Source organism: Winogradskyella sp. (genome assembly GCF_965228925.1).
In the GTDB taxonomy this organism is placed as follows: Bacteria; Bacteroidota; Bacteroidia; order Flavobacteriales; family Flavobacteriaceae; genus Winogradskyella.
Map to the genome: position 1 here is coordinate 3,437,975 of NZ_OZ245845.1, position 13,030 is coordinate 3,451,004.

Annotated in this window: 10 protein-coding genes; 7 read left to right on the top strand and 3 right to left on the bottom strand. The window is 38.0% G+C overall.

All coding sequences use genetic code 11. The annotated features are described in order from the left end of the window. Position 1: 1 nt before the first annotated feature. The 3 genes from argE (at position 2) to ACO052_RS14200 (ending at position 5,506) form a co-directional block, all read left to right on the top strand. Positions 2 to 1,156, top strand: coding sequence for an acetylornithine deacetylase (argE, locus tag ACO052_RS14190; RefSeq protein ID WP_422104441.1), 1,155 nt, complete (start codon positions 2 to 4; stop codon positions 1,154 to 1,156). A gap of 38 nt (positions 1,157 to 1,194) precedes the next feature. Then, on the top strand, positions 1,195 to 4,425 hold the full coding sequence (locus ACO052_RS14195) for a VPS10 domain-containing protein (RefSeq protein WP_422104442.1): 3,231 nt from the start codon (positions 1,195 to 1,197) through the stop codon (positions 4,423 to 4,425). Positions 4,426 to 4,663: 238 nt separating this feature from the next. After that, a complete protein-coding gene (locus tag ACO052_RS14200; RefSeq protein WP_422104443.1) occupies positions 4,664 to 5,506 on the top strand; it encodes a dienelactone hydrolase family protein in 843 nt (280 codons plus the stop codon). A 2-nt stretch (positions 5,507 to 5,508) separates the two neighbouring features. Here the strand turns inward: ACO052_RS14200 and ACO052_RS14205 are convergent, their stop codons facing one another. From ACO052_RS14205 to ACO052_RS14215, 3 genes are all read right to left on the bottom strand, one after another. Further along, positions 5,509 to 6,048, bottom strand: coding sequence for a tyrosine-protein phosphatase (locus ACO052_RS14205; RefSeq protein ID WP_422104444.1), 540 nt, complete (start codon positions 6,046 to 6,048; stop codon positions 5,509 to 5,511). 96 nt (positions 6,049 to 6,144) lie between these two features. Further along, the gene (locus tag ACO052_RS14210) at positions 6,145 to 6,843 is read right to left on the bottom strand and encodes a LytR/AlgR family response regulator transcription factor (RefSeq protein ID WP_422104445.1); all 699 of its coding nucleotides are present in this window, start codon (positions 6,841 to 6,843) and stop codon (positions 6,145 to 6,147) included. Continuing rightward, complete coding sequence (locus ACO052_RS14215; protein WP_422108067.1) at positions 6,833 to 7,897, bottom strand: sensor histidine kinase; 1,065 nt, start codon at positions 7,895 to 7,897, stop codon at positions 6,833 to 6,835. Before ACO052_RS14215 ends, ACO052_RS14210 begins: the two co-directional genes overlap by 11 nt. 237 nt (positions 7,898 to 8,134) lie before the next feature. On the opposite strand from ACO052_RS14215, the gene ACO052_RS14220 reads away from it, so the two are divergent. The 4 genes from ACO052_RS14220 to ACO052_RS14235 all read left to right on the top strand — a co-directional run bounded on the left by ACO052_RS14220 (position 8,135) and on the right by ACO052_RS14235 (position 12,802). After that, positions 8,135 to 10,312, top strand: coding sequence for a DUF5916 domain-containing protein (locus ACO052_RS14220; protein WP_422104446.1), 2,178 nt, complete (start codon positions 8,135 to 8,137; stop codon positions 10,310 to 10,312). A gap of 510 nt (positions 10,313 to 10,822) precedes the next feature. Then, entirely contained in the window at positions 10,823 to 11,362 is a 540-nt protein-coding gene (locus ACO052_RS14225; RefSeq protein ID WP_422104447.1) for an RNA polymerase sigma factor, read from the top strand. Next, positions 11,359 to 12,018 carry a hypothetical protein gene (locus ACO052_RS14230; RefSeq protein WP_422104448.1) on the top strand — a complete coding sequence of 220 codons (660 nt, stop codon included), beginning with the start codon at positions 11,359 to 11,361 and terminating at the stop codon, positions 12,016 to 12,018. The genes ACO052_RS14225 and ACO052_RS14230 overlap by 4 nt, the downstream gene beginning before the upstream one ends. Positions 12,019 to 12,040: 22 nt before the next feature. Then, positions 12,041 to 12,802, top strand: coding sequence for a hypothetical protein (locus tag ACO052_RS14235; RefSeq protein WP_422104449.1), 762 nt, complete (start codon positions 12,041 to 12,043; stop codon positions 12,800 to 12,802). Positions 12,803 to 13,030: the final 228 nt, after the last annotated feature.

Sequence of the window (13,030 nt, forward strand, 5' to 3'; positions counted from 1 at the left end):
TATGACTGTAGAAAACATTCTTAAAACATTAGTAGCATTTCCAGTACTTGGTGGTGAGAGCAATTTAAACATCATAACATGGATAAAGACTTATATCGAATCCTATGGTGTCACCGTGCATCTATTATACAATGACGAAAAGACCAAGGCCTCTTTGCATTGTAGGATCGGTCCGGAGGCCGATGACGGAGTCATTCTTTCAGGACATACGGATGTCGTTCCTGTAGAAGGCCAAGAATGGCACACGGATCCTTTTACACTCACCGATAAAGGCGATGGTAAATTGTATGGAAGAGGAGCTTGTGATATGAAAGGATTTGTCGCCTGCTGCCTAGCGGCACTTCCAGATATGGTAAAAGCCCATTTAAAGCGACCCATATATTTTGGTTTTACTTATGATGAAGAAATTGGCTGTTTGGCTGGTCCTGAATTGGCAAAAACGTTTAATGACTATTATAAGGAAACCCCAAAGTATGCTATTATTGGCGAACCCTCATTATTAGAACCTATTGTCGGGCAGAAAGGTATTTACATTCTAGAAACTTATGTCAATGGATCTGCTGGACATAGCAGTAGAATAAAGCAAGAGGTAAGCGCCATTCATGAAGCGATGCGATTAATACTTTGGTTAGAAAACAAAATGAATGCGCTTATCGCCGAGAAACGTTTCGATGATCGTTTTCAACCACCTCATACAACCATACATATTGGACAGGTCGATGGAGGTATTGCACCAAACGTTATTGCCGATAAGGCTAAGTTTTATTGGGATTTACGAACTATTCCAATGGATAGTGTGGACCAAATAGTCTCAGAGTTTAATGCCTATTGTAGAGCGCGCGAATCTGAATTACGACAAGTTTTTCCTGATTTTTCAATTACCACAATAGAGAATCATCCTCCGGTACCGCATTTGGATACTAAAGAAGATGATGACGTCGTAGATTTTATCAAAAGAGTTTCGGGAAATTCCAAATTAAACACGGTTGCCTTTGCCTCAGAAGTAGGCCAATATGCCAATGAAGGGTTTCAATCGGTCATATGTGGGCCGGGATCTATTGTACAGGCACATCGCCCAGATGAATATATTGAAAAAGTACAATTAAAGGAAGGTGTGGGCATGCTAAAAAAACTTATTTATGAATTATCTTTATAACATAAAATCACATTTACACAACTAACAACTAAATTGCTATGAAGTCATTTTTTAAACTTGGTCTTTTGACCATTATTTTATTTGTTTTCGCTGTACCAACACTTAATGGTCAGGACATTAATGACAAAACCTTTTCAGGTCTTAAATTACGGAATATAGGTCCGGCGTTTACTTCAGGACGAATAGCGGATATTGCCATGCATCCAGATAATGAAAATGTTTGGTACGTCGCTGTTGGATCTGGAGGTGTATGGAAAACCACCAATTCAGGAACCACATGGAAACCCATTTTTGATGGGCAGACGTCGTATTCTATCGGTGCCATAACTATCGATCCTAATAACCCTCATACCGTTTGGGTGGGCACTGGGGAAAATGTAGGTGGTCGACATGTTGGATTTGGCGATGGTGTCTATGTCAGTCATGACAATGGTGCTTCTTGGAAAAATAAGGGGCTAAAGCAATCAGAGCACATCTCAAAAATTATTGTGCATCCTTCAGATTCTAATGTCATTTGGGTGGTGTCACAAGGACCGCTATGGACTTCAGGTGGTGAACGTGGTATTTATAAGTCGACTGATGGTGGAACGACTTGGAAACGGACTTTAGGTGATGATGAGTGGGTAGGTGCTACGGACATGCTTATCGATCCTCGAAATCCTGATGTGCTATATGCGGCAACTTGGCAACGTCATCGTACTGTAGCAGGTTATTTAGGTGGCGGGCCAGGCTCTGGAATTCATAAAAGTACAGATGGAGGCGAAACATGGACAAAGTTAAAGAAGGGCATCCCTAGTTCTAATTTAGGTAAAATAGGTCTAGCGATTTCTCCTTTTAATCCAGATGTTATTTATGCGGCGATTGAACTAGATCGGAGAAAGGGAGGCGTCTTTATGTCAACAAATAGAGGAGCTTCGTGGAAAAAGCAGTCTGATGCCGTATCTGGTGGAACAGGACCACATTACTATCAAGAACTGTATGCATCACCACATCATGAAGGTAAATTGTTTTTAATGAACAATTATGTTCAGATTTCTGATGATCATGGTAAAACCTTCTACACCATGAACGAAAAAAATAAACATGTCGATAGCCATGCCATGGCATTTAAGGCATCGGATCCCAACTATGTATTGTTTGGAACTGATGGTGGTTTATATGAAAGTTTTGATTTAACTAAAAGCTGGAAATATATTAGAAATCTGCCAATTACACAGTATTTTAAGTTGGCAGTTGATGATTCAGCACCGTTCTATAAAATCTATGGAGGTACACAAGACAATGGCTCTCATGGTGGCCCATCACAAACTTTATATTCTGATGGCATTACTAATTCTGACTGGTGGAAAACCTTGGGTGCTGATGGCCATCAATCTGCTATTGAACCAGGAAATCCAGATATTACCTATGGAGAATTTCAACAGGGAGCTCTGTGGCGTATCGATCAAACCACTAAAGAAACTGTATTTATTCAACCGCAAGCCCGTGAAGGTGATCCCTTTGAGCGTTTTAATTGGGATGCCCCCATTTTAGTGAGTCCACACGATCCAAAGCGCTTATATTTTGCTTCGCAGCGTGTTTGGCGTTCAGATAATAGGGGAGACGATTGGACTCCTATTTCTACAGACCTCACCTTAAATCAAGATCGTATGACCATTCCGTATTATGGAAAACAACAAAGTTGGGACAATGCTTGGGATGTTTATGCCATGTCCAATTATAATACGATTACGTCATTAGCGGAATCCCCAAAACAAGAAGGATTGATTTATGCCGGGACCGATGATGGTATTATTCAAACCACTGAGGATGGTGGAAATACATGGAGAAAATTTACTTTAAGCACCATCAAAGGATTGGATCATGTCCCATTTGTCAATGATGTACGTGCTGATTTATTTGACGCCAATGTGGTGTATGCCGCTGTGGATAATCATAAATATGGGGATTATAAGCCCTATATCTTGAAAAGTACGGATAAAGGCAAAAGCTGGACTATCATTAATGGAGATTTACCAGAGCGCCTGTTAATCTGGCGATTGGTACAAGATCATATCGACAAAAACCTAATGTTTGCGGCAACAGAATACGGCATTTATTTTACGTATAACGGCGGTAAAAATTGGGTAGAATTAAGCGGTGGTGTGCCAACGATTTCTTTTAGGGATATTACTATGCAACGACGAGAAAATGATCTGGTAGCTGCGTCTTTTGGTAGAGGCTTCTTTGTATTGGACGATATCACGCCATTGCGTAATTTCGATGCTTCTATCTTAGCCAATGAAGCCACGTTATTTCCGACCAAAGATGCTTATTGGTATCGACAGGCGAGTAGAGTAGGGAGTCAGGGTGATGCTGAGTACAAAGCACCTAATGCCCCTTTTGGAGCACGATTTACCTATTACCTGTCCGATAAAGTAAAATCTTTAAAAGATGAGCGCAAGAAGCGAGAGAAAACCAATACGGATTTTCCAGGATGGGAAGCTTTGGAAAAAGAGACCAATCAAGATGGGCCATTGATTTTGTTCATCATAAAAGACGATAAGGGCCGTATTGTAAATACCGTTAAAGGCACTAATAAAAAAGGATTCAATCGCGTGAATTGGAGATTAAACTATCCCAACAAACGTGGTGAACGATTGTCACAAAAAGGGGACGGTATTGGCACTGGTAATGTAATGGTGACACCTGGGACCTACACAGCAACCTTGGTTAAACGTGTCGATGGAGTTACGACCATACTTCAAGGACCTCAAGAATTCAATGTGGTTCCGATGTATGACGGTGCTTTACCAAGAAAATCTTATGATGAAATGAATCAGTTTAGAGAGGCTGTATTCACCTTTCAACAAGACCTTACTGCTACCAATATGATGTTGAATCAGCAACTGCAAAAAGTGGCAGCTATGAAACGTGCGGCTAATAAAACTACAGCACCTAATGACGGACTTTTACGCGACATTAATGCAGCAAGACTACAATTATTAGCGATTCAGAAAGCGTTACGTGGTGATCCTGTGAAAGGTGAAATAGGTGAAAATTCTAATCCAACCGCAAATGATGGAAATGGTTTATCATGGCGTGCTTTTGGAAACACCTATGGACCAACGGGAACACATAAAGACCTTTTAGAGCGCGTTAAAAGCCAACTAAAAGAGGTGAAAGTACAATTGAAGGCAGTGTCCGAAACCACACTACCAGGTATTGAAAGACGCCTAAAAGCTGCTGGCGCACCATGGATAGAAGGGCAAGGTCTTATCGATAATTGATAGGACATATAAAAGCTATCTGAAAAGTATAGAAATCTGTCATTCTGAAATCAAAGATTCAACGTAGTTAATTGATTTCAGAATCTCATTGATTTGATTTTCATTAGGTTTTAGAATCTGAAATACTGAAATGAATTCAGCACCAGCAAGTTCAGATTGACAGAACCATGACTTTTCAGATAGCTTTTTTTATAGTCTTACAATTAGTACCTTTATCTTGACTAAAACGAATACAACCATGCAACGATTCACGATGATTATCGCAACCTTAACACTTATATTTAGTGTTTCTTGTAAAGAACATAACAAACAAAATTCTGAGGCAGAATCTGAAGTCGCACCTTTAGCTATTAAAGTTAAAGGCACTGAGGTGACCTACGCGACGGATTCTACCCAACTCAAAGGTTATATCGCCTATGATGAGAATGCGAAGGTAAAGCGCCCAGCAGTATTGATTGTTCACGAGTGGTGGGGCCATAACGATTATGTACGAGAACGTGCAGATATGCTTGCCAATTTGGGGTATACGGCAATGGCTGTAGATATGTATGGTGATGGGAAATTGGCTGATCATCCAGATGACGCTGGAAAGTTTGCATCTAGTGTTTTTAGAAATTTACCTGAAGGCAAGGCGCGTTTCAATGCGGCCGTCGAATTGTTAAAAGCACACGAATCGGTTGATGCTGATAGACTTGCGGCAATTGGTTATTGTTTTGGTGGCAGTGTCGCCTTAACTATGGCTAATAGTGGAGCAGATTTAGATGCTGTAGCTGCGTTTCATAGTGGCGTTACTCTGCCGGTTATGCCAAATGACAAATTAAAGGCACGTGTATTAATTTGTAATGGTGCTGATGATCCTTTTGTGAGCCCAGAGTCGGTAGCTGTGTTTACCAAGGCCATGGATTCTATAGGCGCTAAATATGAATATATTTCTTATCCAGGGGTAAAGCACAGTTTTACATCCAAAGCTGCAGATGCCAATGGGGAAAAATTTAAAATGCCTTTAGCTTATGACGCAGAGGCTGATGAAAAATCTTGGAATAGTCTTCAGCAATTGCTCAAAACCGCTTTTAGCGAGTAATTCTAAATCCCTAATTCAGTTTTAATTTGCTCTATATTCAAATCATTGAGTAGCTCCATTAAATTGGGGTACCAGTTTTCATGATACCCGAATTCAGGTTGTCTTAATTCGTTAATAGCAGCTTCTTTCGTCCAATCTTGAAAAATGATCCGATAGGCAGCAGTAATAACTCCTGTGCGATCAGAACCATGCCAACAGTGAATTAAAACAGGTTTTTCGGCATCTCTTATCACCTTTAAAGCATTAATAATATCCTCTTGATCAACCGTTTTGGATTTTAGTCTTATATGTTCCAATACCAAATTAGTGTGTTTGGCCTTTCGGTTATCGTCTTTTAATCGTCTTAGGTTTAGAATGGTTTTAACACCTATAGCTTCGAGTTCCGTGAACCCCTTTTTACTGGGCTGTTCAGAACGATAAACACTGTCTGATACTTTATACAAGCGCTTAAAATGTTTAGAAGTAATAGCTTTAGCATTGTTCTCTTGAGCCACAGGATGAATAGCGAAGAACAATAGAATAACAGCGCAATATTTATACATAATGATACTTTAATCGTATTTGATTATAAAAATACGGAACTCAAGAAGAAAATTAATAACGTGCTGGCTGGGTTTTGCTTATGTGCAGTCCACTATTTACCTCTTAAGATAGGCCTCTACCTGTTTTCTATAACTTTCCCCAATAGGGATCTCAACGGTTCCCAGCTCGACATCTTGAGCCGTGTAAGCCGTTACTTTATCGCTGTTGACAATATAACTGCGGTGGGTGCGCACAAAACGCTCATCCAATAACTCAAAAAATGCAGTGATGCTATGTTTAATGGTATGATTTTCTGCCGTGGTATGAATTTTAATATAGTCTTTTAGGCTAGTGATATACAATAGGTCATCAAAGTATAACTTGACCTGTTTTCGGTCTTTACGGATAAACATAAATTCCTCCTTTGCTATCGGGATGGCTAGAGATCGTTCATTTGAAGACTGAAGATTTTCAAACTTTTCGATGGCTTTAAAAAAACGGCCAAACGTAATGGGTTTGAGTAAATAATCAATAGCATCGAGTTCAAAGCCCTCTACAGCATAATCGCGATAGGCCGTAGTAAAAATCACCTTGGGCTTTTGAAGGAGGTTTCTAAAGAAATCCACACCCTTTAACACCGGCATTTCTATATCCAAGAACAATAAGTCTATAACGGTTTCCTTCAACACTTTGTTAGCTGCAATAGCACTTTCGCATGTGGCCACTAACTCAAAATTTTCGAGCTGAGACAAATGATTAGCGAGCAGTCGTCGCGCCAGTTCCTCATCGTCAACTATAAGGCATTTATAGATCATAAGCTGGTATATTTAATTGTACGTTATAAGCATCGGTTGAATCGTTGATCTTAAGCTCATGAGCTTTAGGGTAGAGTAGATGTAATTGCTTGGTAATATTATCCAGTCCTAAGGCATCATTATCTTGATCTGCATGACCAATAATCGCAGCTGGTTTGGTATTTGTAATAGAAAAAGAAATCTGCTCATCGTCCGTATTTAAAACGATTTTTATTTTGGCAACCTCTAGTTCTTGACTCACCCCATGCTTAAATGCATTTTCAATAAAGGTCAATAGAATAAGGGGCGCAATTTTCGTATTGGCGCCATCATTTTTTTCAAAGCTAATGTCGACTCGCTTTCCATATCTAATTTTTTCCAAAGCCAAATAATTATCAATTAAAGCGATTTCTTTATCCAGTGATACATAATTAGCCTTACAGCGATATAGCATATAATCCAGCATTTCCGATAGTCGCTCAATAACTTCGGGGGTTTTATCCGAACGCTCAATGGCCAGCGCATATAAATTATTAAGTGTATTGAATAAAAAATGCGGGTTTAATTGGTTTTTCAATGCGCTTAACTCTGCAAAACGTTTTTGCTCGCGTAGGTGCAATATATCCTGTTGGTTTTTATACAGGCGATAGGTAAAAAGTAATGCAGCAGGTGTTAGGAACTTGACGGTTTTGCTAAAAAAATAGCTCGGGTCAAGCAATTGTTTAACCAAAGATAATTGCGCATGGTTTTTGGCGATATCATTATAGGTGTCGAAATAGGTCACATCAAAATAATATTTTCTAAGAGCCACATAGCCTATAAAAACAGTAATTAACGCTATAAACAAACTTATTACAAAAAGCACATAAGCTTTCTTGTTTAGTAATTTAGGAATAAGCACATCCAGTAACAGATAGGCCAAAATAATCTGCGGTATCATCAAGGTAATAGTACTCTCAACAAGGTGTCGATAATCTCTAAAAAACACCATATTGGAGGTGATGATGAAATAGGCGAAAACAAACAACCAAAAAAGGAAGTGCTGTACGCTTCGAGAATTCATAAGTGTCTTCATCAATTTAAAAACGTTTATGCTATGAGACCTACTGTCTAATCGTCAAAAATAAGGTTTCTTAGTAGGACACACGTCGATTTTCGCTGAAACCAGCTTTAACAGCGTCTCAATAGCTTTTTTTAGTCTATGAAACCACTGTTTAGGGTTTTGTAGGCACTCAATCAGCATTGGTCTATTTTTCAAAATAGGGGTGTTTTCTAATCATAGGTTTGCTTCAAATTTTTAAAACCTATGACAATGACATTACGATTACAACAGTTTTTGATTTGGTGTTTTTTGACAATAACTGTCTGGTCTCAAGAATCGCTTCAAATTGCATTCGTTGATCAAAATATTAAGGTCGATGGTAAGCTTAATGAAGCCGTTTGGGACGATTTACCCACTTATACGAACTTTCACAATTACCTCCCCAATGATGTTGGTCTGGCCACCAATCAGACGGTATTGAGGCTTTTTCACAATGGGGAATTTATATTCATTTCAGCTGTTTACAACGACTCGACACCTAAGGTGCAATTAAGCTCCTTAAAGCGCGACGACATCGGTAACACGGTAGCGGAAAGCGAAACCTTTGTATTTATTATGGACACTCAATTACAGCAGCAAAGTGCCTATTATTTTGCTGTAAATATGGGTGGTGCACAAGTGGATGGTCTAGTAGAGCGTATCAACGAAGGATTCAGTTTAAGTTCTAATTGGAACACTGTATGGAAGGCGGCTACCCATGTTAATGGGACGAAGAAGCAATTTGAGATGGCTATTCCATTAAAAAATCTAAGTTTTAATCAAAACAATAACGCCATTGCCATACAGACTTATGTGCGTGATATTAAAAACAACTCCTGGACCATCCTTACCGATCTCAGTCGTAACTATCGTTTGTTTGACCTTCGGTTTTTTCAATCTTTTGCCATTGACCATTTGCCCAAAACTACTGCTGCGCGTTTTGCAGTGGTACCCTCAATCACCTTAAACAACAATAATGATCTCATTTCGGATGATCAAGAAACCAGTGTCATTCCCAGTCTCGATCTTCAATATAACCTTAATTCGTCCTTAAAATTAGACGCTACGATCAATCCTGATTTCTCACAAATCGATGTTGATCAGCAAGTCACCAACTTGACGCGATTTTCAGTCTTCTTTCCTGAGCAGCGCAACTTCTTTCTCGAAAATGCCGATTTGTTTTCCAATCTTGGTCCAGATGCTGTTAATCCCTTCTATTCCCGGCGTATTGGACAAGAGACTGCTATGCAATTTGGCTTAAAACTATCTGGTAATATCTCGCAAAAAACACGATTAGGCATACTCAATGCGCAAACCGAAGCTGAGGACAACCTATCTTCGCAAAACTATACCGTGCTCGTAGGTGAGCAACAATTGAGCAATCGGTTTGCAGCCACGGGCTTTTTTGTCAATCGCCAAGCCACTGATGGTTTTGAGCTCATCAATAACTATAATCGCGTAACAGGCATTAATATCAACTACAAATCCCAAAACCGAAAATGGATAGGTATTACCAATGTGGCCAAAAGTTTTACTTCTGATAGTTCAGGAAAGGACAGCTTTGTTAATGCTGGACTATTTTACAATGTACGTGGCGCCGAATGGGGGACATCCTTGCGGCACGTGCAACGCAACTATATTGCTGATGTCGGTTTTACCCCACGTTTATTAAACTTTGATGCCGATCAAGGCCTTATCATTCGAGAGGGTTATACCGAGAGTAGCGTTTATGGCGTACTCACCAAATTCCCAGAAGCATCAGAAAGTATAAACTCCTATCGTTATTTGAATGTTTCCAATAATAATTACTGGGATGAGAAAGGGCAATTACAGCAATCCACATCATTCTATAATACAGCCTTATTTTTTAAGCAGCTTTCAGCCGTATATGTCAACCTTTATTATGATTATATCAATTTAAAATATGCTTTCGATCCCTTGGGTAACGGGAATTCTCTGTTACCCGATGCTTATAATTTTTTCAGAGCACGTGTAGGTTATAATTCGGCTCGTAATCGGCGTTTCGTATATCGTGGATTTGTTCAATATGGTCAATTTTACAGTGGTTTAAATACAACCATGAGTCTTACCGCAAACTACCGTTTATTGCCTTACGCCAATCTGTTGATGCGTTATCAACTAGACATGATCGACTTGAATGAATTAGGGCAACAAACTTTTCATTTGGCCCAGTTTACAGGTGAGGTGTTTTTTACCAATCGACTCAACTGGACGACTTATGTGCAATACAGTACACAGAATGATAATTTAAATGTCAATAGTCGTCTACAATGGGAATACAAACCACTCTCTTATATCTTCTTGGTGGTAACCGATAACTTGAATGAACAATTAGCACGTACCAACTGGGGTGTAGCACTTAAGGTGAACTACCGATTTGATTTTTAAAAATTTAGCGAGGTGACTTTGGGCGTAAAACAGATTATAAATACCTTTTATGTCCTATATTGAGTAATAGAATCGACGCCATGCGACAACTTCTCTAAACAGGATCTAATTATGACTAGGTATCTGTTTTATATTTTGGTGTTTTTGCCCTTTAACATGGCTGCATACGATATGTGACGTGACAGTCTGGAACAACTTCTAAGGCAGACATAGCGGGTACTACGGGTGACTTATAATAATATACTATACCGCTTTCTAGAGCGTCTTTCTTACTTTGAAGTCTTAGGTGATTCTATCTGTATCTTAGCGGCTCGTAACAATTCTCGTTTGGCTTTGATCGAACAAGGGCGCTATGAAGACTATAGTCAGAGCGTATTGCGGATAATTTGTGTTTCGTTAATATCTATGACTATATTTTACACAATGAATTGACTATTGAAGTAAAAATTCAATAATTAATTAATACTCAAATGACGAAATGAAAGTGACACTACTCAGTATATAGAATATATGATCGAAGTCAAAGACGAAATATTACTCGATAGGTTAAAAAATGGTGATGTCGATAGCCTTGGTACTTTATATGAGCGTTATAAGGAACGCTTATTCAATTATTTTTTAAGAAGTACGGGTAATTATGAAATTAGTAATGATTTATTAATGGAGACTTTCGAAAGAGTTTACAAGTATCGTGGCAGCTATAAAACACAAAGAAAAGTTCGTCCTTGGCTATTTCAAATTGCTACAAACCTGCTTAAGGATAGCTATAAAAAGTCAACGAAATTTATGCCAATAGATGAGCGAATTTCAAACTTAAAAGTGGTCAAAGCGGATGAGCCCACTGATGTAGCCTATAGAAACAAGCAATTGGAAAAGGCACTGTTACGGTTAAAACCTAAGCAAAGACAGATCGTAAATATGTATTATTTATTAGAGATGAGTTATGAAGACATAGCTATCATAGAAAGTATTTCTATAAATAGTGTTCGGATAAAAGTATGTAGAGCACTTAAAAAATTAAAGGAACTATTGAAAGATTCAGAATTATGAAAAACGATGACATCGATAAAAATATCATGGATTATGTTGATGGAGCTTCTGTAGAAATAAAAGATGAGCATTCTCAGAAGGAAGCTGAGCAACTTAAACAGATCATCAAGGATTTAAAAGCATGGCCCTTAGAGTCTGTTAATGTACGAACAGATGCTAGACTATATACTTTTATTGACCATAAAAATAGATTGATAAAATCCATTTTATCCTTAAAACACTGGCTGCCATTTACTATCGCAGCAGCAAGCATTGTCGTTTTATTTTTGGTTTTTTCTAATAATAGGGGCTTTGAGCATGATTATGGACTTCTAAATTCTAATCCTGAAAAATTGAGCTTCATTTATGATTTAAACGATCAACAATTGGGCAGTAAAGACATTGAATGGCTTAAATCTGAATTGAGTAAGGACATTAGTCCAAATATAAAAGTGACTATTGTAGACCTTTTAGTCAATTACCAATCTAAACTAGATAATGAATTTTACAAAAATTTACAATATGAGTCCATCCCATCAGTACAAATGGCCCTTTTAAACTCACTTGAGTCTTCTAACCATATCAATTTTAAAACTGATTTGTTCAAGTTTTCCCAAAGAAGTGACTTGGACCATATGGTAAGGCAAAAAGTAAATCATATCCTATCAAATCAATAACAAAATCAAAAAACGAATCATTATGAGAACCATTAAATGTATTGCATTAGCCATTTTATTTATCTGCTGTATAAAAAGCTACAGCCAAAAAAACCTTTCTGAATATAAAGATATTGAAGGTGTTTTTATTAAATCCCATTGGGGAGACATTAAGATTAATGGAACAAACTCGAAAGAAGAGTTTAATATTACGGCAAGATATACCGATACATCTAAGAAGCCGAAGACTATTGAAGATCTAACCCAATACTTAACGTTTGAGGTCGTTAAAAAGAAATTGTTTATACAAGCTAGGGTACCACAAGGCTTTGAATCTATAGATTTAAACCTCAATTTACCCAAGACGCTATTTCTGGAAATCGAACTATTAAGAGGTGGCAATATCTTTGCCTCTGGCCTTAAAAACGGTGTCGAAATCAATAGCTTAAATGGGTCGATAAAACTAGAGCAGATCGGCAAATATGCTCTTGTTAATGCTGCTAATGGGGAAATCGATGCCAGCTTTTCTCATATCGATAAAAATTATCCGATTTCCTTGGTCACGATGAATGGCGGCCTAAAAATAACCTTACCATACAATGCAGAACGTGATATAAGGCTTATATCCCGAAAGAATGGTTACATCGTATCCGATTTTAATCTTGATGCTGACAAGGAAATCATCAATCTTAACGTTAAGAAGTATTCAAAACAACCCATTATTAATACGGCAAAAATCAATGGAGGTGGGGCTTTACTTTTTCTGTCCACCGAAAATGGTCCCATTGAACTTAATAAACTCTGACTTAATGTTGAAGAGAAGTATTAAAATACCATCATGCATTACTGACTATGGTGAATGCATGGGATGTATTGTTGAGTGAATTACAAAAGGCTGATTGAACCATTATAAACTAAATTTAGTATATTTAGTCATTCCCTATAATTAATAGCTAATAATAGTACTGTTTTTAAAGCAGTCATTCCTAAAATTGATAAGCACAAAAGTCTTATTTATAAAAGCTATTAACCA